Source organism: Streptomyces sp. XY006, assembly GCF_002237655.1.
In the GTDB taxonomy this organism is placed as follows: Bacteria; Actinomycetota; Actinomycetes; order Streptomycetales; family Streptomycetaceae; genus Streptomyces; species Streptomyces levis.
Genome location: NZ_NOKT01000008.1, coordinates 49,354 through 68,779, shown reverse-complemented (window position 1 = coordinate 68,779; position 19,426 = coordinate 49,354). Strand labels below are relative to the sequence as shown.

The window sequence follows — 19,426 nt, the reverse complement described above, 5'->3', positions numbered from 1 at the left end:
CCCGCCCTCCGCTTCGTTTGTGCCTGGTGATCTCAGGGTGCCTTGCTTTTGATGTAGTCCACCAGGTCCGGCAGGTCCCCCTCACCCGTCTCGGGATCGAGCGTGTAGAGTGTCACGCCTTTCAGGAAATCGGGTATGCACGCCCTACCGTGTTCGGGGAAGGACACCAGGAGAATCCGTTCGTACCACTGACGGTCAGTCATGCGCTCGTCGAGGATGAAGTCCGCCTCGTACCCCACCCCGTCGCCCTTGCCCGGCTCCTCTTCGTGCTCAGCACGGCGCTTGTACGCCGGTGAGACGATCACGACCACGAAGTCCGCTTCGTTGTACTGCTTGCGCATCCACCGGCCCCAGTGCTGGGGACCTTTGCGGTGGGCGTCCGTGTCGAGCAGGACGCCGATTCCCTCACTGCGAAGCCGTCCGCCCAGTGCCGCGACTCTGCCCTTGTGAACGTCACCGTCCTCCTCATGCGCGTACGACAGGAACACGCACGGTCTCTGGGTATCCTCCGTCGCCTTGCGCGGCTGCGGCACACTGGCCCGCGGAGCCGGTGAACCGTCATCGGTGCGTGCATCGCCCGCACGTCGGGGGAACGGGAGCGCGAGGTCGGGCACTTCACCGAGGGACACCGTCGGCGGACTGCACTCATGCGCTCCACAGACGGCGTCGGCGATCTTGCCGACGGCATCCTGGTACACCGCGGAGCGGGGCCCCTCCTCGCGGATGATGCCGTAGATGCCCTGGCAGGCGTAGCTGTCCGTGATCTCACCGCTGAGGACCGGGGCGAGGGGAAGGTGAAGAGGGGGCTGGGCCGGCTGCCAGCGCACCAGGACCCGGGCCGTCGGCTCGGCGCGAAACCGGGACGGAACGAGGTGCAGTCGGTGTTGGAACACCGCCCAGTCGGCACCGCAGCCGTGGTCGTTGTAGTAGGCAGGCGAGCACAGGGCGACGAAAACCTTGGTCTCGGCGACGAGAGGGCGGTTCGCCTCGCCTCCGCCGCGGCACATGGCCGCACTGACCGCCCGGCCCTTGCGGCGCGCCACGGCCTGGACCAAGTCCTGGTGAAATCGTGCCGCGTAAGCCCGGTTCTCTACGGCGGCGAAGCTTGTGATGAAGTCGTTGGCCATGTTCAACCCCTTCACTCCCATTGCCCCGCGATCGCCGTTGTCACGCCAAGACGAACCTGACGTTGGCCAGTTGGCTGCTCATGGGACACCGGTCGTTCCTCGTACGCTGGGCGGGGGCCCATACCGCCACGCCGTCCGCCGCTCCGGTGTGGTACCTAGCCGACCCCCGGTTCCGAACGGGGGGTCGGATGCACGGAACCTCGCCGAGCCTTGACACTACGTCATTGTCGGCAGTCGGGAATAGGCGTCAGGGCCCCACATGGGATGACTCCACACCGCCTCAGAATCACTGGCCAGAACCTCAAATATCCGTAACCGAGGATGGCAGGACAACACTCAAGGCATTCGATCAATTCATCACCAAGCTGTCCAGCCGATGCAATCTCAGCTGCGACTACTGCTACGTCTATGAATTGCGTGATTCCGGTTGGCGAGAACGCCCCCGGATCATGCCCGCGCCGGTGCGCCGGCAACTCGCCCTGCGGATCGCCGAGCACGCACGGCGGCACCGGCTGGAGCGCGTCCGCGTGCTCCTGCACGGCGGTGAGCCACTTCTCGCCGGTCCACGAGTGATCGCCGACTTCACCACGATGGTCCGCCGAGCCGCGTCGGGAGCCGGCACGGCGGTGGACTTCGCCCTGCAGACCAACGGCGTACTGCTCAGCGAGGCACTTCTGGACCTGCTGCTGGACTTGAACGTGCAGGTGGGTGTCAGCCTGGACGGCTACGCCGAAGCGCATGACCGGCACCGGCGGGGGCCCGGCGCCGGCCGGGGCAGTCACGCTCGGGTGACCGCCGCGCTCGCCCTGCTGTCACGCGCTCGCTACCGGCCGTTGTTCGGTGGCCTGCTGTGCACGATCGACCCTGCGAACGATCCCGTGCGCACCTTCGACGCACTCGCCACCCACCACCCGCCCGCTGCGGACTTCCTTCTGCCGCATGCCACTTGGGACCATCCGCCGGCCGGATGGGGCAACAGCGAGGCACCGTACGGAGCGTGGCTGTGCGCTGTGCACGACAGGTGGCGGGCGACCGGGCAGCCGATGCGGATTCGGCTCTTCGAGTCCATCGACCTCCTGTCACGCGGCACCGGGGGAAGCAGCAGCGAAGTACTGGGCACCATGCCGACGGCAGCCGTGGCAATCGAGACCGACGGAGCCGTCTCGTGGACGGAGTCACTCAACGCCGTGGCGGATGGGGCGGCCCACACGGGGGGCACCGTATTCAGCCACTCCTTCGACGCCTTGCTGGCACTCGACGGCGCCCCGGAAGACGGTGTGGGCTCACTGTGCCGATTGTGCCGCGAGTGCCCCTTGGTGCGGGTATGCGGTGGTGGACTGCGCGCTCATCGCTTCGGTCGCGGCTGCGGCTTCGCCAATCCCTCCGTCTACTGCAGGGACATCTCCACCCTCATCCGGCACATCGCACTCCGGGCGGATCAATGACTGCCATATTCCGGAACGCACGCCCGAAAAGCGGCGACAACCAGCGCACATGTACGACAGCCTGCGTTCTTTCGGGCGACTCAATAGACAATGTCGGGTTTTCGAGGGCACCTGGTGGGCAAAATCACATAGCATAGAGGTCAATTGGCGTGGGGGTGACGCACAACTGAATCCTCCCTGCGCACACCGCGTCGATGTGGGTCCCTGGACAAACGACCCGACCGTGGTTGCAACAGGAGGCAGGCCCTTGGGGGGGATGCTATGGGGCCGTTGTTCTTTACCAGCTACGCCAGCTCGACCGGCGACAGAGGGCCGGTTCAACGGTTCCACGTCGATGTCCAGAACGAGATCTGCAGCGTGCTGGGTCGCGGCCCCTCCACCGAGGGCCGGTTGAAGCACCCCGAGCCGGCCTCCGGACCCGATGCCGCAGTGCTCGACTGTCGCGCACTGCTGGTCCTCTACTCGGCCGAGTATGTGGACGACGCGCAGTGCGCCTCGGAGTGGTCGGTCTTCGCCGAGCGAATGGACCGCTGCATGCGACGCACCGGGATGCGTCCCGACTCGCTGGTCGGCGTCGTGTGGCGCTCGGACGCGTTGGTACTTCCCCGGCCTGTCACGGCGATCCCTCACATCGTCGACGAGGTGTACCAGGGGCCCGGTGTGCTCTGCCTGCAGCAAGACCCACGCAGCCGGGACCAGTACCGCAGGATCGTCCGTCGTGTGGCGGCGCGGCTGATGCGCGCCGCCGAAGGACCACCGCCGGTCATGTCCGAGGCGGAAAGCCGAGCGGTCCCCCCTCAGTTCGGACCGAGCCGCGCCATGCGGCCCAAACGGCGTGACGTCGCAGGACCGCTGTCTGACCCCCCCGGTGCCGCCACACCGGACCACGCCGGCCGACGCATGACGCTTCTGTTGGTAGCCGGCACCAGCGACCGGATGAGGCGGCTGCGCGACCATGTCGACTACTACGGCGATCACGCCAAGGAGTGGCGTCCCTTCCTCCCCCACCACGACGAGACGGTGCCGTCGACCGTCGGTTACGCGGCTCGCGCCTGCGGAGTCGACAGCCTGGCCGTCGCAGTGCCCGAGCCGGACGAGCCGTGGCCGGAGGAACTCGACGAGTCGGCGACCGTGCTGGTCGTGGTCGACCCCTGGCTGACGGATGATCCCGCGTTCCGCGCGCTGTGGGAGCGCATCGTGCGGTCGCGTGCGCGGATCGCCGCCGTCGTCGTCGTACTCGCCCGGGCGGACGAGGAGAGCACGGCCCACGCGATCCGGCTGCGCGAGGCGCTCTGCAGGACCCCGACACGGATGCTGAACGCGGCCCACCACGAAGCGGGAAGTCGCGAAGCGCTCGCGCACATCGTGGTGGCCGTCATGGCCGACTCCGTCACCGATTCGGCACATGAAACGGGAGGCACCCAAGGCAAAGCGGGCGAGTTGACGATCGAGAGTCCAGCGGAACGGCGCGTCCGAAAGCAGCGAGAACGCGTCGGCTGGCTCAGGCACGGGGCGAAACCGTGACCTCCGGTACTGAGCAGTACGCCCGGCGCGTCGCCGGGCCCGGGCTGAGCGCATGAGGCGGGAAATGAGCACCAGGTTGGCAAAGACGTCCGGTTCGCCGAGTCCAGCGAAGATCGTTTCCTTCTACTCCTTCAAGGGCGGAGCCGGCCGCACCATGGCACTGGCCAACGCCGCCTGGATCATCGCCAGCCAGGGCAAGTCGGTTCTGGTCATCGACTGGGACCTTGAAGCACCCGACCTCCACCTCTACTACGGCGCCTTCCTCCCCGTCTCCGACCTCAGCTACGCCGACGGCGTGCTGGACATGTTCTCCGCCTTCGCCGGTGCCGCCGCCGACATCCACGATGACGACCTGCGGGCCCTGCACCCACAGCACACTGACTTCGAGCGGTATCAGATCGGACTTGACCACACCTTTCCCGGCGGCGGACGGCTGCACTACATGGGCCCCGGGCGTATGGACGAGGAGTACGCCAACCGCTTGGCCGACTTCAACTGGACGGGGTTCCACACCAGTGACGACGGCCAGGAGTTCCTCGAGGCGCTGCGAGAGCGGCTGCGCGACAGCGACTACGACTACATCCTGATCGACAGCCGTACGGGCTTCTCCGACGGAGCGAGGATCTGCACGCTGACCCTGCCCGACAAGGTGGTCATCGCCCTGACCCTGAATCCTCAGGCCATTCAGGGCGCGCGCAGGGCAGCTGAGCTCATCCGCCGGTACCGACCGGACACCGAGCTGCATTTCGTGCAGATGAGGGTGGACCAGAATGAACGTGACCGTCTGGACCAGCGTTTCGTCGAAGCGCGACAGGCGCTCGACCCGTACCTCGGCTTCACGGACGAAGACGCGCTCGCCACCTACTGGGGGCAGATGCGCGTGCCGTACGTGCCGTACTACACGTACGGCGAGGAACTCGCGGTCATGCGGGAGGATCCCCGCGTGAGCGGCAGCATCGTCGCGGCGTACGTACACCTCGTCGACCGGATCACCGACGGTGAGATATGCGCCCTGCAGCCGCCTTCATCCGCCCAGTACAGGGCCTATCGCCGACTTCTCGCGCATCGTGAGAGGCTCCAAGCCGAGCAGGAGACCGAACCCTGCACAGTCACGCTGCTGCACGCGCCCAACGACCAGCTCTGGGCGGACTGGATCGGTGAGCTCCTGCGGCCGACCCGGGTTCACATCGTCCCACCGGGTGACAAGCCCGCCGACTCCCTGCCCGACACCACGTACGTCCTCGCCCTGCTGTCCCCGCACCTCGCCGGGACACCGGCCGGCGACACGGTCGCCCGCCTCACCACCGGAGCACCGGTCGGCAGCGGCCCCCGCGACCAGCGCATCATCGGCGTACGGGTGGGCACCGCGCGGTTGGCGCCACACTTCGAGTTCAGCCGGCAGGACACCATCACGCTCGACGGGCAGAGCGAGGACGTCGCCCGCCAGGAGTTGCTCAGCCATTTCGGGCTGTCCACCCACACCTCACAGGACACGGCCTGGGCAGGTCCCCGCTTCCCCGGGCTTCAGCCGACGGTGTGGAACCTGTCGATGCGCAATACCGGTTTCGTCGGCCGCGTCGATCAGCTCGACGCCCTGAGGAACGCATTCGATTACTCCGGCGCGGGCTACTCGCCGCCTCAGGTCCTGTGCGGGCTGACAGGTGTGGGCAAGCGGCAGATCGCCCTCGAATACGCCCACCGGTTCGCATCGCAATACGACCTGGTGTGGTGGGTGCCGGCAGCGACCCCCGAGAGCGTCCAGGACTCCTTCACCAAACTGGCCCGAGAGGTCAATGTCAAGACCGGTGGCCAGCGCTCCGGCGAGGAACGGCAGGCGCTGCTGGACGACCTGAGGCAGGCGCGGTATCCACAACTGCGCCGATGGCTGCTCGTCTTCGACGGGGCGTCGGATCAACAGGCTGTCGAGGACTACATCCCCACTGGCGGCTCGGGGCACGTCCTGATCACATCGACCAACATGGACTGGGCTCCCGCCGAATACACGAGACATTCCGTGACGCCCTTCTCGCCCGAGGAGAGTGTGGCGCTGCTCAGCCACAGGCTTCCCGGCTCCGCCGAGGACGAGTTGTTGCGGCTCGCCGAGCGGTTGGGTCACTTGCCCATCGCGGAGGAGGCGGCAGCCGCCGTCCTACGCACCTGCCCGCAGGACATCGAACCGTACATCGCCTTGCTCGACAGCGGTCAGATGGCTTCACAAGAGGCAGTGCTGCCGGAGTACCAGGAGTTCACCGGTGTGTGCCGCCTGGCGTACGACGACCTCCGGGACCAGTCCCCGGCCGCCGCCCGCCTCCTCGACCTGTGCTCCTTCCTCTCACCGGACGGCGTGGGCATGAACGTCATCCAGTCGGACGGAATGGTGCAACTACTGAAGCCGTTCGACCCCGAACTCGGTGACTCGGTTTTCACGCTGTATAAGCATCTCAACCTCCTCGGCAAGCAGTCACTCGCCGTGCAGGATCTGCCGTCCCAGACGCTCATGGTCTGCCGTGTGGTGCAGGACCTGGTCCGCAGCTGGATGTCCGAGGAGGAGCGGGTCGCCACCCGCGCCGACGTCCTCGGAGTCCTCGCCTCGATGGTGCCGAACGATCTGGAACGCCACAAACCGAAGCACCACGACACGTTCACCGAACTCGACAAGCACGTCAGCGTCTCCGGAGCCATCGACAGCACAGACCCGGAGGTCCACCGCTGGATCGTGAGCCAGGTGTACCACCGCTGGATGTCGAACGACTGGAAGGGCGCCCGCGACCTTGGCGAACGCGTCCTGGACCGCTGGCGGGAGTCCCTCGGCCCGGAACACCTCATGGTGCTCCGCATGGAGTCCCAACTCGGCGCGGCCTGCCGGCTCCTCGGCGACTACCGCGCAGCCCTCAAACTCACCACCCACGCGGTGACCACTTTGCAGAGCACGCGCAGCAGCCAGGCCGACATCCTGCTGGCGCGCCGCGGGTATGCGGCGGATCTGCGGGCCGCGGGCAAGTTCCAGGAGGCGTACGACGAGGATCGGGCCACCTTCTCGGGGCTTCAGAACGCCATCGGTGAGAACGCCAATGGAACGCTGGCTGCCTCGCACAACCTCGCGCTGTCGAAGTTCTACGCGGAGTCCGTCCCCGCCGCGATCCTCCAGGAGCAACAAGCGCACGAGCGGCACAGCCTGGGCACAGCGGACAAGGACCCCGACCCGAAACGCTGGGTGTCGTACGCCCACCTCGGCACCTACTACAGGGAATTGGGCGATCTGGACGCTTCGGAGCAGTATCTGGCTGAGGCCCGCACCCATCTGAACAAGCTGCTGGACGCGGGCTCTCATCACACGCTGGGCGCGGTTGCCAGCCTGGGCATGACCATGGTGCGCCAGGGCGACGTGTCTCACGGTCTGCCGCTGCTGAAAGACGCGTACGTCGCCTACCGTGATCGATGGGGTTTGAAGCACCCGCGCACGATGGCCTGCCAGCTGTCCCTCGCCATCGGCCTGCATGCCGAAGGCAGCCGGACCGTCGACGCCATCGGTTACACGCGGGACGTCCTGGGCCACTACATCGAGGTATTCGGCGACGACCACCCCTTCACCAGCATCTGTCGCAGCAATCTCGCGGTGTACCTGCTGGCGGGCGGGGACGCGGAGGAGGCGAACGACCACGCGGGCAAGGCGGTCCTGCGGTTGAAAGCCGCGTTCCACCGCAAGCACCGTTACACGCTGGTGGCGCGGATGAACCAGAACAACTGCCAGAGCGCGCTGGGCCTCCTTCCTGGTGTGGAGCTCGCGAACGAGGACCAGGACATCCACGACAGCTGCAAGGAACGGTCGGCGTGGGGTGAGAGCCACCCGGTCACTTTGATGGCCATGGCCAACATGCTCGACTCCCGTCCCCCGGTCGACGTCGACGGCGAACTCACGGCAAGCCTCAAGCGCAAGGTCTCCGAATTCCTGCCGAAGGGCCACAGGCTCGCCGAGGCGCTGCTGGCGGAGCCGTACCGGCGGATCGGCGCCGATCTGGAGGTGCAGGGTGTCTGACCCTCTCGCGGCATCGGCGTACGCCCCGGCGCACGAACTGGACGGAGTGAACCAGCATATGGGCGAACTCGAAATGCAACTGCGGCTGTTACTGCAGGCATGCGGCCTGCGGCATCTCGCGTTCTACGATCGGGACCGAGCGGAATTGTTCGTCGCCGAGAATCTGAAGCCTGCGAAGGGCGTGCCGGCCGAACAGCCCTCGTCCAGCGGGCTCGAACGCGCCGGACGGCAGCTCTTCTACATCCTTGAGGAGTTGGCGCCGGACTTCGCAGAACTACGTACGGGTTCGCTCATACGCACGGTGGTGGGCGTTCCGGAGCTGGGAGCGCTCGTCTATCAGTCCGTCCAACCGGGGTTCCATCTCTGCTGCGCCACCCCACAGGACCGGGTCAATGAGCTGATCCCGCGGATGACGGAGAACATCGACGTGCTCCGGCCGACGGTGCGATACGGCCTGCTGCCTCGACGATCCCATCTGAGCAGGTACATGACCCTAGCCGCCGAGTCAGTGAAGCCGCCCCCGGCCGCAGCCGTCCCTGCGGCCACCGACACCGCCGACTCTGCGGAGAGCAGCGCCTACACGGTGGAATCCGCCGCCGATACGCCCACCGAACTCACCGATCTTCTGCGCACGGCCCTGCACGTCGACAGCTTGCACTATGTGGCCTACTACGCGGCCGGCGCACCCGTCTGCGCTGCCGACATCTTCCGCCACAGCGCTTTGAGCACCTACTTCGGCGGCTCCACCACGCCACAACAGAGGCGGGACAAGTACAGCCTCCTCGGTCAGCTCCTGCCAGGTGTCACCCACCGCATGAACACCTCATTGCACGCCCTCATGGATGGGCGCATTCACCAGGTGGTCCTGAACGTGGAACAAGGTGCCGTCTATTTCCAGCACCTTGAGGAAGATCGCTACCTGCTCGGCGTCTCCCTGGACCACTCCCGGCTCGCGGAGGCCGATCGGCACATCGAGCGGCTGATGTCGGGCCTCGTGCGCGACTGACAGCACTGCCCTCGCCGCCACCCGCACGGGACGCTCCACGGCAGCGTTCGCACAGGCGGAGCGGTCAGGCGGGAGCGACGGGCGCCCGGTGTGCCTTGGCCTGCTGTGGGCCCGTGAGGTCCTGCGGTCAAGGCATCGGCGTCGATCCACCCGACCCGCTACACTGTCGGCGGCGGTTCAGACCGCCGTGCCTTCGTAGCTCAGGGGATAGAGCACCGCTCTCCTAAAGCGGGTGTCGCAGGTTCGAATCCTGCCGGGGGCACAGCCAGAAGGGCCAGCTCAAAGGGGTTTCCTCCCGGCGGCTGGCCCTTCGTCTTGTTCGAGGTCGGGCCACACGCGTGCCAGTCAGTCCACGAGTAATCCACATCTCCTAGGCAGGAGCCTCTCCCTCACTCTTACGAATCCGGGCTACGAGTGGCTGGTCATGTGCTGTCGATGTACCAGCTCAAGTCGGCGGAGTGTGGATGGCAGAGGTGTATGACCCGGTTCGACCATGCACCCTTGACGCCAACTACCGCACCGCGTAGGAGCTAGTACAGTCCGTGCAGGTTCCGGCGGCCAACGCGAGGCAGAACTGCCCGCTTCCCACTCTTCAAGAACTTCTGGGCCTCGGATCGTCACGGTGCCAGGTGAGAGTGACAGTGAAATTGGCGCTGGCGCCCGCTGCAGCGATAAAGGCGCCTGCTTCGGCGTGCAGGTTGAGGCCGAACTCGACTTGGATCTCGTTGGGAGACTGCGCTGCAGATTGAATATGGGACACTACCGCATGCATGGCGGGTTGCACGCGGTATATGGCGTCTTCGAATGTGTGTTGAGCACGTTCGGAGACCTGAGACGCAGAAATTCCACGCGTCACCACCCCAGCCGACCGGTCGTTGACCTCGTAGGTGCCGTCTGGACGGAAGGCCAACGAAAGAACAGGATCCTCATGAACCATTTTGCAGACCAAACGTGCGTTGGTCGTATCCCAGACGCGCGCTGCCCGTGGGTGGGGCGTCCCGGGGCAGTCTGTGCATGCGACGGGCGGTCGATCCGCCAGCCAACGGTCGGCAAGGGCTGCGGCTCCGGGCGACTCGGTCATGGCCGGTCCATATGTGCCTGCGCGGAGTGCGTTGCGTCGAAGCCGCCACGCCCCGAGGCGGCATGTGACCCTCCTCTCCATGTCCGGCTGCCGGGTCGGTCGTTGCTTGGGGGGTGTCCGGGGGTGGCTGCAGTGGTGGGTGCGGCGTTGAGGGAGGTCACAGGGCTGCGCGTTGCCGTGGGCGATAGGGAAGGGTGCTTCGCCGGGGAGCAATATCTGTAGGCGTGACGTGAGGTATTGGGGGTGGGCGCTGGGATTATTCCTCGTTTGGGTGTCTGAATGGGAATTACGAGTGCCAGTGGTCGATCGTTGCGTGCTAGTGTCGTTGTCAGTTGCAGGTGTGGTTGCCAGAAGGTTTTTTCCTACGGGGTAATCATCACGGCGACACGGAATGCGCGCAGTGCGTTTTCCCGACACCGCCTCCGAAGGAGAAATGACATGGCTACTGGCACCGTGAAGTGGTTCAACGCGGAAAAGGGCTTCGGCTTCATCGAGCAGGACGGCGGCGGCGCCGACGTCTTCGCCCACTACTCGAACATCGCCACCCAGGGCTTCCGCGAGCTGCTGGAAGGCCAGAAGGTGTCCTTCGACATCGCCCAGGGCCAGAAGGGCCCGACGGCCGAGAACATCGTTCCCGCCTGACACCGGCGCTCGACGCATACTTCGTAGCTGGGGCCCGCACCTGATGGGGTGCGGGCCCCGGCTCGCTTCTTTTCGGGGAGCGGGAGGACATTCAGGGGCGGGGTATTCCGTCCTGTCGTCGACGGTGGCACTTCTCCGTCGCTCCGGCCCGCCCTCATCACATTCGGCTCGTCTCGTGATTCTCTGCGCCGCTCATCTGCTGCGGGAATTCCTTGCCACGTGCCCACCAAGGAAGGTTCCGCCCGCATGAAGCGTGCCCGCACATCTCAGAATTCCCGCACAGCCCGTACGTCCCGTACTTCCCGCACGTCCGGCTCTTTCCAGAGCTATGACCGCTCCGGCGGTGCCGACCGTTTCGGTGGCGGTTCGCGCCGCCCCCAGCGTCATGGCGGGCGGTCGTCGGCTGGACGGGCCGTGCAGGGGGAGTTCGCGGCCCCGGAGACCATCACGCCCGGGCTGCCCGCCGTGGAGTCGTTCGCCGAGCTGGACATGCCCGACCGGCTGCTGGCCACGCTCGGGCACGAGGGTGTGACCGTGCCGTTCCCGATCCAGGGGGCGACGCTGCCGAACTCGCTGGCCGGCCGTGACGTGCTCGGCCGTGGCCGCACCGGGTCGGGCAAGACCCTCGCCTTCGGCCTGGCCCTGCTGGCCCGGACCGCGGGGCGGCGTGCCGAGCCGCGGCAGCCGCTCGCGCTCGTCCTCGTACCCACCCGCGAGCTCGCCCAGCAGGTCACCGACGCGCTCACGCCGTACGCCCGGTCCGTGAGTCTGCGGCTGGCCACCGTCGTCGGGGGGATGTCCCTCGGCCGGCAGGCCGGTGCGCTGCGCGCCGGTGCCGAGGTGGTCGTCGCGACGCCCGGGCGGCTCAAGGACCTCATCGACCGGGGCGACTGCCGGCTGGGCGATGTCGCCGTCACCGTTCTCGACGAGGCCGACCAGATGGCCGACATGGGCTTCATGCCGCAGGTCACCGCCCTGCTGGACCAGGTGCGTCCCGACGGGCAGCGGATGCTCTTCTCGGCCACCCTGGACCGCAACGTGGATCTGCTGGTCCGCCGCTATCTGTCGGACCCGGTGGTCCACTCGGTCGACCCGTCGGCCGGCGCGGTCACCACGATGGAGCACCACATCCTGCACGTACACGGCGCGGACAAGCACCGGACGACCACCGAGATCGCGGCGCGGGACGGTCGGGTGATCATGTTCCTCGACACCAAGCACGCGGTGGACCGGCTCACCGAGCACCTGCTGAACAGCGGGGTCCGGGCCGCGGGCCTGCACGGTGGGAAGTCCCAGCCGCAGCGCACGCGGACGCTGGCGCAGTTCAAGAGCGGTCACGTGACGGTGCTGGTGGCGACCAACGTCGCCGCGCGCGGCATCCACGTCGACCATCTCGACCTGGTCGTCAACGTGGATCCGCCCAGCGACCACAAGGATTACCTGCACCGCGGGGGCCGTACGGCCCGGGCCGGGGAGTCGGGCAGTGTCGTCACCCTCGTGACGCCCGATCAGCGGCGCGGCATGACCCGGCTGATGGCCTCGGCGGGCATCACCCCGCAGGTCGCCCAGGTGCGGTCGGGCGAGGCGGAGTTGAGCCGCATCACCGGCGCCCAGGCACCTTCCGGTATCCCGGTCGTCATCACCGCGCCGCGTGCGGAGCGTCCGGGTGGGGCGTCCTCGCCGTCCCGGGCCCGTCGCGGGCGCCGCAGCGGCCAGGGCAGGCCCGCCGGTCAAGGGGCGCGCCGCGGGGCCCAGCAGCGGCCCGGCTTCGGTTCGGCCGCGTAGCCGCCGTGGGCGTGGGCCCGACGTGCTTCTTGCCGCCGTAGCAGCCACCCCGACCGTGTGCCGGCCTCCTGCCGCGCAGCACCGCCGTGATGACGAGCCGACCCCGACCCGTAGGAGACACCTGTGACGCCGACCGAGACCGCGCACCATGCGGTGGACTTCTTCCCCACGACCGTGATCGACATCGCAGGCGCGTTCGGGCCTCGCGTACCGGACGACATGACCGTCGAGGTGGCCCTGTCCCTCATGGCCGGCGCTCGCGTCGATCACCTCGTCCTGTGCGACGGGGACGACCAGAGCACGGGTCTGGTCACCCTGGCCCGGCTCGCCGGGGTCGCCGGCGGTCCGGCCTACACGGACCGGATCCGACTGCGGGACGTCCTCACCGGAGCTCCCGTCTAGCCCCGGTCATCCAGGCCCGGTGAGGGCCCTGCCGACGCGCGTCGGCAGGGCCCTCACCGCTGTTCCCGCACCCTGGCCCGACCGGGCCGGGCAGCGGAAACAGGAGGTCGGCCGGGCACGAGGGCCGGAGGATGGTGTTTCATTTCCTCGGGGGCCCTGGCTCCGTTGGGCACCAGGGCCCCTCGGCGCGGTGCGACAACGAGGTGACATGGCAGCAGATTCTCCGCTCGGCGATCGTCTGGACGACGACGACTACCCCGCGTACACCATGGGGCGCGCCGCCGAGATGCTCGGCACCACGCCGGCCTTCCTCCGCGCCATCGGGGAGGCTCGGCTGATCACTCCGCTGCGCTCGGAAGGCGGGCACCGCCGGTACTCCCGCTATCAGCTGCGGATCGCCGCGCGCGCCCGTGAGCTCGTGGACAAGGGCACTCCGATCGAGGCCGCGTGCCGCATCATCATCCTCGAGGACCAGCTGGAGGAGGCCCAGCGGATCAACGCGGAGTACCGCCGTGCCGCGGGCGAGGCGTCCGGGGATTCGGATCCCGCCTCGGGCTGACCCTCAGGGCTGGCCCCTCAGATCAGCTCACCCAGCTGAAGGGGCCAGTGGACCCCGTACATCAGAGAGCACCGCAGGGTGTGCCGCACCAGCAGGCGTGTCATGGTCACGATGAGGACGCAGCTGAGCCAGAGGCCGAGGGGAACAGCCGCCCACACCGGTCCCGCGGCGAAGAAAACGACGGCACAGGCTCCCAGCCAGACGAGGATCCCGAACCACGCGTCGCGGAACACCTCCGCCCAGCCCACGCGCAGACCTGATCTCCCGCGGTCGGCCAGATGGCTCAGGTAGACGTGGTCGAGCGTCCCGCACCGGCGATCGATCACCGTCGCCCCCGCTTCCGTGACTGTCGAGGGAGCAGCGTCCCGGGTGGTCAACCGGACCTGGTGCAACGGTAGTTGTCGAGTAGGACTCCGGCGACCCCTGAGGCGCCGCCCCGCCCTCCCTGTGTGCCGACTCACGTACCGAACTTCCTCCCAAGTTGCCCAGCTCACAGCGGAAATGTCCTTTTAGCGGCCATGCTCGTCTCGGACGACGGCGCGCCGGAAGTGGACTACGGCGACGCCGACTTGGTACGCGCAGTGGTGAAGTGACCCGCGCCACAGCGCTCGTGACGCTCTCCCCTCCCACCCCTCGGAAAGGTGCCGACTGTGGCCGCTTACCTGTGCCCCCCTGCCGTGATCCACGGCGAACACACCGTGAAGACCAGCCAGATCGTGGAGGAAGTACGCGATCGGCACCCGCACGCGGCCTGGGCGCCGCGGATCGACGGCATCGCCGCCAGTACGGGCATCGAGGCCCGCGGGTGGATGCTGCCGCTGGAGAGCGCCGTCGCGCCCGGGGACGGCCGCGGGCGGTGGCCCGCCGGCACCGGACCCGCCCGGGAGGCGCTGGCCCGGGACGGGTTCGCCGAGCGGGACGTGGACCGCGTGATCGCCGCCCTGGAGTCGATACCCGCCCCGCAGACCGTCCAGGAGCGCACCGCCCCGGCCTGGGCCGCCGTGCAGTCCTACGGGGAGCGCGCCGCGCGCGGGGCCCTGCAGATCGCCGGGCTGGACCCGGCGGACGTCGACTGCCTGATCACCAGCAACTCCACCACCCCGGCCCTGCCCGGGCTGGACGTGGCCCTGGCCGACAAGCTCCCGCTGCGCAGCGACGTCATGCTGCTGCCGGCCACGCAGTGGGCCTGCATCGCCGGCACCCGTTCCCTGGCGCTGGCGGCGGACCTCGTGGCCGCCGACCCCGACCGGGTGGTCCTGGTCGTGATCTCGGAGGCGCTGAGCACGACGTACCAGCCCGGGGACGACACCCTGGAGTCCCTGATCGTCCGGCTGCTGTTCGCCGACACCGCCGTCGCCGCGGTCGTCACGGGCCGCCCGAGGCCCGAGTCGGTGCTGCGGCTGGACGCCGCGTGGAACCACACCCTGCCCGGCACCCAGGACCTGCACCGGCTGGAGACGCGGGCGGACGGCACGCACTTCGTGATGGACCGGCGCGGGCCGCGTGCCGTGCAGGAGACGGTGACCGCCATGTGGGAGTGGCTGCGCTCGCGCTACCAGGACGACCCGGACTCCTGGCACCCCGACGTCCTGCTCGCGCACCCCGGCGGCACGCGGGTGCTGGAGTACATGGAGCAGACCATGCCCGACGGGTGGCCCTCGGGGCTGCTGGACCACAGCCGGGAGAGCTACACCAGCGGCAACCGCGGGGGCGCCGCCGTGTTCGACATCATGCGCAGGGCCCACGACGCCGGGCAGGCACCGGGCAGCCGGGCCGTGCTGTACGCGGCGGCCCCGGGCCTGACGGCCACGGCACTGGAAGGCGAGTGGCTGTAGACCGACCGCCACCGTCAGCGGGCCCGGACGGCGGCGGTGTCACCTAGCACCGCCGCCCGGACCACTGTCACCTCGCCACCGCCGCCCAGACCACCTTCCCGGTGTCCGTCCACCGCACCCCCCAGCGGGTGGTCAGGCGGTGGACGACGTGCAGGCCCCGGCCGGCGTCGTCGAACGGTTCGTTGCGGCCCAGCCGCGGTCTGCCGTTGCCGGTGTCGCCCACCTCGCACAGCAGCCCGTGCCCGGTCCTGATCAGCCGTACGGTGATGGGGCCGCCGGCGAAGCGGACCGCGTTGGCGACCAGCTCGTCGACCACCAGCACCACCCGGTCCCGGGTGTCGGCCCGGGTGCGCCAGCGTGCCAGCAGCGCGGAGACCAGGGCGCGGGCGCGGGCGGCCGCGTCGTCGCGGGCGGGCAGCCGCCAGGTCGCGGTGTCCCCCTTGCGGTAGCCGATCATGCGGGCGAGCAGCAGGGTCACGTCGTCGCGCCGCCGCGCGGGCGCCAGCGTCGACACGACGTGCCGGGCGGCCTGGGGCAGGGGGTCCCAGGGGTCCACCGCGGAGACGGCGTCGGCCAGTCTGGCGATGCCCTCGTCGATCGACAGGGCGGGATCCTCCACCAGGCCGTCGGTGTAGAGGGCGAGCAGGGAGCCCGGGGGAGCGGCGAAGGCGTGCACGTCGAACGGCTCCCGCAGCGCGAACTCGGCGCCCAGGCCGGGGTGGGGCCGCACCGCCAGCGGGACGGCGGTCCCGCCGGGCGGTGCCAGGATCGGCGGGAGGTGACCGGCGCTGGACAGGGCCACCTGCCGGCTGACCGGGTCGTACACGGCGACGCAGCAGGTCGAGCCGAGGGCGCTGTAACCGGCCGCGAGCCCGGAATCCGCGTCGTCCAGCAGGGACACGGTCTCGTCCAGGTGCTCCAGCACCTCGTCGGGCGCCAGCCCCGCGGAGAGCAGGGCCCGGGCCTCCATGCTCAGCTGTCCCATGGTCGCCGCGGCGCCCAGGCCGTGTCCGACGACGTCACCGACCACGAGGGCGGTACGGCCGTCCGGCAGCGGGAAACTGTTCACCCAGTCGCCGCCGACGCCCGCGCTGTCGGGGGTGGCGGGCTGGTAGACGCTGGCGGTCTCGATGGTGTCGCCGCCGGTGCGGGGCAGCAGCCGGCGCTGCAGGGCCAGTACCTGCGTGTGTTCGCGCTGGTGCTGGCGGGCGAGGTCGACGTGGTGGGAGGTCCTGGCCACCAGTTCCTGGAGGTCGAGCAGCTCGCCGTCGTGGAAGGGCCGGTCCGCCCGGCGCCAGACCTCCGCGACGCCCAGGACGACGGGCGGGGTGCCGTCCAGGACCAGCGGGATGAACGCCACGGCTGCCGCCTGGTCGCCGGGGACCAGGGCACGGACCAGCCGGGGGCCGCCGAGGACCCGCTCGATGGCGTCCCGGTCGGGTATGACGATCGCCTGCGCGGCGTCGTCGCGCCGTATCGCCTGGGACAGCAGGCGGCTCGCGTCGCCGGGGAGGTCGTCGCCCGGGGTCACGTAGCCGTCGGGCCAGGCCCGGTCCGGGACCAGGGCCGCCCGGCGCAGCCGGATGCGTCCCTGTGACTGTCTGGCGACCGCCTCGCCCGTCCACACGGCGAAGTCGAGGTCGACGGCGGCCACGTCTCCCCAGGCCAGCAGCGACTCGGCGAGCGACTGCGCGGTCTCGCCGATGTCCAGCGAGGTGCCGATCGCGGTCTCGGCGGCGTACAGGTGCAGCCTCTTGGCCATGGCGATCAGGGAGACCGTCAGGCCCTCCTGGGGTGCCGCGGCGGCCAGGATGCTCATGGAGACCACCAGCTCCGACCCGTCGGCGCGGCGCAGGCGCTGGACCCGGGCGACGTGCGGCTCACCGGTCTCCAGGACCTGCCGCAGGCGCCGGGTGACCGTGGGCACGTCCCCGGGCGGCAGCAGATCGACGAACGGGCTCCCGGGCGCGGCCTCCACGCCGGCGAAGACGGGGGCGCCGAGGTTGGAGCGGATGATCCTGAGCTCGCGGTCCAGGTTGACCGCGCCGAGGATCTGTTCCTGACGGGCCGGGGCGGGGTCGGCGGACACGAGGGAGCGGGCGGGCGGGTCGCCCTGCGGGGCGGCAGAACCGGCGGACGTTGCCGCTCCGCCGCGCGGGATGTACTTCCCCAGGGCGCTGCTGATCATGTCGAACGGCGACGAGGACGAGGATCCCGACATTCCTGACCGCACACCTCATTCAATAACAGGTGGGGGTACTTCGCCCACATCAGCGATCAGGGGCGGCCGCTCTGCGACGGGTCGACTGATCCGGGAGGAATCTCGAAACATTCGACTAGCGGAAGCGATCAATCCGGTCCTATGTCTACGGCGACGGCCGTCAGCGAGGACTCCAGCCCTGCTCAGCGAGCGAGTGAACAGCACGTATGACTCGCCGAGCCGATCCGATCAAGGGCGAATATTTCGAAACTCCTACCGAAACTGTTGACAGTTGTCAGGGACCGGCCAACACTCCCGATGACCGATGAGGCGAAGGAGGAAGCGCCCCCCATGAACACGCTGTCGAATCGCTTACGGCTGCTCATCAGCAGTGTCTGCGCCATGCTGCTGCTGACCGCCGCGGCCAGTACCGCTCACGCGGACACCGTGGTCACGACCAACCAGACCGGCACCAACAACGGCTACTACTACTCGTTCTGGACCGACGCCCCGGGCACGGTCTCCATGACCCTGTCCTCCGGCGGCAGTTACAGCACCTCGTGGCGGAACACCGGGAACTTCGTGGCCGGCAAGGGCTGGAGCACCGGCGCCCGCCGCACCGTGACGTACTCGGGCAGCTTCAACCCGTCCGGCAACGCCTACCTGACGCTCTACGGCTGGACGGCCAACCCGCTCGTCGAGTACTACATCGTCGACAACTGGGGCACCTACCGGCCCACCGGCCAGTACAAGGGCACCGTCACCAGCGACGGCGGCACGTACGACATCTACAAGACGACGCGGTACAACGCCCCGTCCGTCGAGGGCACGCGCACCTTCGACCAGTACTGGAGCGTGCGGCAGCAGAAGCGGACGGGCGGCACCATCACCGCCGGCAACCACTTCGACGCCTGGGCCCGCGCCGGTATGCCCCTCGGGAACTTCAAGTACTACATGATCATGGCGACCGAGGGCTACCAGAGCAGCGGCAGCTCCAACATCACCGTGCGATGAGCGTGCGCACGGGTTCGCGCCCCGCACCGCGCGCCCTGGCCAGGAGGCTCACCGTCCTCGCGGCGGCCCTGGCGGCCACCGCCACCGCCCTCACCGCCACCGCCGGCGCCGCTCCCCCGCGGACGGCCGCCTGCACCGGCTACGTCGGACTCACCTTCGACGACGGCCCGTCCGGGAACACGACGAGACTCCTCGACGCGCTCCGGCAGAACGGACTGCGGGCCACGATGTTCAACCAGGGCCAGTACGCCGCCGCCAACCCGTCCCTGGTCCGGGCCCAGGTGGCGGCCGGGATGTGGGTCGGCAACCACAGCTACACCCACCCGCACCTGACGCAGCTGAGCCAGGCGCAGATCGACTCCGAGATCTCCCGGACCCAGCAGGCGATCGCCGGCGCGGGAGGCGGCACGCCGAAACTCTTCCGCCCGCCGTACGGCGAGACCAACGCGACCGTGAAGTCGGTCGCGGCCCGCCACGGCCTGACCGAGATCATCTGGCACGTCGACTCACAGGACTGGAACGGCGCGAGCACCGACGCGATCGTCCAGTCCGCGGCCCGCCTCACGAACGGCCAGGTCATCCTCATGCACGACTGGTCCGCCAACACCCTGGCCGCGATCCCCCGCATCGCCCAGGGCCTGGCGTCCCGGGGCCTGTGCGCGGGCATGATCTCCCCCCAGACGGGCCGCGCCGTGGCCCCCGGCTGATCCATCACCGCCCACGGCCCACACCGCACCACCCAGGCGCGACGGCCACCCCGGCCGTCGCGC

Annotated in this window: 15 protein-coding genes and 1 tRNA gene; 12 read left to right on the top strand and 4 right to left on the bottom strand. The window is 68.9% G+C overall.

What is annotated here, in order from left to right:
- Nucleotides 1-32 precede the first annotated feature (32 nt).
- Entirely contained in the window at nt 33-1,127 is a 1,095-nt protein-coding gene (locus tag CHR28_RS11365; protein ID WP_179272394.1) for a toll/interleukin-1 receptor domain-containing protein, read from the bottom strand.
- Between the two features lie 305 nt (nt 1,128-1,432).
- Between CHR28_RS11365 and CHR28_RS11360 the strand changes: the two genes are divergently transcribed.
- From CHR28_RS11360 to CHR28_RS11340, 5 genes are all read left to right on the top strand, one after another.
- Complete coding sequence (locus tag CHR28_RS11360; RefSeq protein WP_256984228.1) at nt 1,433-2,572, top strand: FxsB family cyclophane-forming radical SAM/SPASM peptide maturase; 1,140 nt, start codon at nt 1,433-1,435, stop codon at nt 2,570-2,572.
- A gap of 261 nt (nt 2,573-2,833) precedes the next feature.
- Complete coding sequence (gene fsxC, locus CHR28_RS11355) at nt 2,834-4,096, top strand: FxsC protein (RefSeq protein WP_094053431.1); 1,263 nt, start codon at nt 2,834-2,836, stop codon at nt 4,094-4,096.
- A 64-nt stretch (nt 4,097-4,160) separates the two neighbouring features.
- Nucleotides 4,161-8,132: an FxSxx-COOH system tetratricopeptide repeat protein gene (gene fxsT / locus CHR28_RS11350; protein ID WP_094053430.1), complete on the top strand. Its 3,972-nt coding sequence runs from the start codon at nt 4,161-4,163 to the stop codon at nt 8,130-8,132.
- A 58-nt stretch (nt 8,133-8,190) separates the two neighbouring features.
- Nucleotides 8,191-9,138 carry a hypothetical protein gene (locus CHR28_RS11345; protein ID WP_094053429.1) on the top strand — a complete coding sequence of 316 codons (948 nt, stop codon included), beginning with the start codon at nt 8,191-8,193 and terminating at the stop codon, nt 9,136-9,138.
- A 189-nt stretch (nt 9,139-9,327) separates the two neighbouring features.
- Nucleotides 9,328-9,400: transfer RNA gene (locus tag CHR28_RS11340), tRNA-Arg, on the top strand.
- Nucleotides 9,401-9,730: 330 nt separating this feature from the next.
- Here CHR28_RS11340 and CHR28_RS38285 read toward each other — a convergent pair.
- Nucleotides 9,731-10,075, bottom strand: a complete 345-nt coding sequence (locus CHR28_RS38285) for a CU044_2847 family protein (RefSeq protein WP_256984219.1) — start codon at nt 10,073-10,075, stop codon at nt 9,731-9,733.
- A 582-nt stretch (nt 10,076-10,657) separates the two neighbouring features.
- On the opposite strand from CHR28_RS38285, the gene CHR28_RS11335 reads away from it, so the two are divergent.
- From CHR28_RS11335 to CHR28_RS11320, 4 genes are all read left to right on the top strand, one after another.
- Nucleotides 10,658-10,861 carry a cold-shock protein gene (locus tag CHR28_RS11335; protein ID WP_028799214.1) on the top strand — a complete coding sequence of 68 codons (204 nt, stop codon included), beginning with the start codon at nt 10,658-10,660 and terminating at the stop codon, nt 10,859-10,861.
- 246 nt (nt 10,862-11,107) lie between these two features.
- Complete coding sequence (locus tag CHR28_RS11330) at nt 11,108-12,646, top strand: DEAD/DEAH box helicase (protein ID WP_179272393.1); 1,539 nt, start codon at nt 11,108-11,110, stop codon at nt 12,644-12,646.
- Nucleotides 12,647-12,799: 153 nt separating this feature from the next.
- Nucleotides 12,800-13,048 carry a CBS domain-containing protein gene (locus tag CHR28_RS11325; RefSeq protein WP_094053581.1) on the top strand — a complete coding sequence of 83 codons (249 nt, stop codon included), beginning with the start codon at nt 12,800-12,802 and terminating at the stop codon, nt 13,046-13,048.
- Nucleotides 13,049-13,256: 208 nt separating this feature from the next.
- Nucleotides 13,257-13,607, top strand: a complete 351-nt coding sequence (locus tag CHR28_RS11320) for a MerR family transcriptional regulator (protein WP_094053428.1) — start codon at nt 13,257-13,259, stop codon at nt 13,605-13,607.
- 17 nt (nt 13,608-13,624) lie between these two features.
- Here the strand turns inward: CHR28_RS11320 and CHR28_RS11315 are convergent, their stop codons facing one another.
- Nucleotides 13,625-13,933 carry a hypothetical protein gene (locus CHR28_RS11315; RefSeq protein ID WP_143655824.1) on the bottom strand — a complete coding sequence of 103 codons (309 nt, stop codon included), beginning with the start codon at nt 13,931-13,933 and terminating at the stop codon, nt 13,625-13,627.
- Nucleotides 13,934-14,257: 324 nt separating this feature from the next.
- Here CHR28_RS11315 and CHR28_RS11310 point away from each other — a divergent pair, with 324 nt between their 5' ends.
- Nucleotides 14,258-15,442: a polyketide synthase gene (locus tag CHR28_RS11310; RefSeq protein ID WP_094053426.1), complete on the top strand. Its 1,185-nt coding sequence runs from the start codon at nt 14,258-14,260 to the stop codon at nt 15,440-15,442.
- 67 nt (nt 15,443-15,509) lie between these two features.
- On the opposite strand, the gene CHR28_RS11305 is transcribed toward CHR28_RS11310, so the two are convergent.
- Nucleotides 15,510-17,663, bottom strand: a complete 2,154-nt coding sequence (locus tag CHR28_RS11305) for an ATP-binding SpoIIE family protein phosphatase (RefSeq protein WP_094053425.1) — start codon at nt 17,661-17,663, stop codon at nt 15,510-15,512.
- 330 nt (nt 17,664-17,993) lie between these two features.
- On the opposite strand from CHR28_RS11305, the gene CHR28_RS11300 reads away from it, so the two are divergent.
- Nucleotides 17,994-18,656 carry a glycoside hydrolase family 11 protein gene (locus CHR28_RS11300; RefSeq protein ID WP_094053424.1) on the top strand — a complete coding sequence of 221 codons (663 nt, stop codon included), beginning with the start codon at nt 17,994-17,996 and terminating at the stop codon, nt 18,654-18,656.
- Nucleotides 18,653-19,363, top strand: coding sequence for a polysaccharide deacetylase family protein (locus CHR28_RS11295; RefSeq protein WP_094053423.1), 711 nt, complete (start codon nt 18,653-18,655; stop codon nt 19,361-19,363). The genes CHR28_RS11300 and CHR28_RS11295 overlap by 4 nt, the downstream gene beginning before the upstream one ends.
- Nucleotides 19,364-19,426: the final 63 nt, after the last annotated feature.

Bases quoted from the DNA above. Each gene is read 5' to 3' on its own strand.
- CHR28_RS11365 (WP_179272394.1), bottom strand. From the start codon at position 1,127: ATGGCCAACGACTTCATCACAAGCTTCGCCGCCGTAGAGAACCGGGCT.
- fsxC (WP_094053431.1), top strand. From the start codon at position 2,834: ATGGGGCCGTTGTTCTTTACCAGCTACGCCAGCTCGACCGGCGACAGA.
- fxsT (WP_094053430.1), top strand. From the start codon at position 4,161: ATGAGCACCAGGTTGGCAAAGACGTCCGGTTCGCCGAGTCCAGCGAAG.
- CHR28_RS11345 (WP_094053429.1), top strand. From the start codon at position 8,191: ATGGGCGAACTCGAAATGCAACTGCGGCTGTTACTGCAGGCATGCGGC.
- CHR28_RS38285 (WP_256984219.1), bottom strand. From the start codon at position 10,075: ATGGTTCATGAGGATCCTGTTCTTTCGTTGGCCTTCCGTCCAGACGGC.
- CHR28_RS11335 (WP_028799214.1), top strand. From the start codon at position 10,658: ATGGCTACTGGCACCGTGAAGTGGTTCAACGCGGAAAAGGGCTTCGGC.
- CHR28_RS11330 (WP_179272393.1), top strand. From the start codon at position 11,108: ATGAAGCGTGCCCGCACATCTCAGAATTCCCGCACAGCCCGTACGTCC.
- CHR28_RS11320 (WP_094053428.1), top strand. From the start codon at position 13,257: ATGGCAGCAGATTCTCCGCTCGGCGATCGTCTGGACGACGACGACTAC.
- CHR28_RS11305 (WP_094053425.1), bottom strand. From the start codon at position 17,663: ATGTCGGGATCCTCGTCCTCGTCGCCGTTCGACATGATCAGCAGCGCC.
- CHR28_RS11300 (WP_094053424.1), top strand. From the start codon at position 17,994: ATGAACACGCTGTCGAATCGCTTACGGCTGCTCATCAGCAGTGTCTGC.
- CHR28_RS11295 (WP_094053423.1), top strand. From the start codon at position 18,653: ATGAGCGTGCGCACGGGTTCGCGCCCCGCACCGCGCGCCCTGGCCAGG.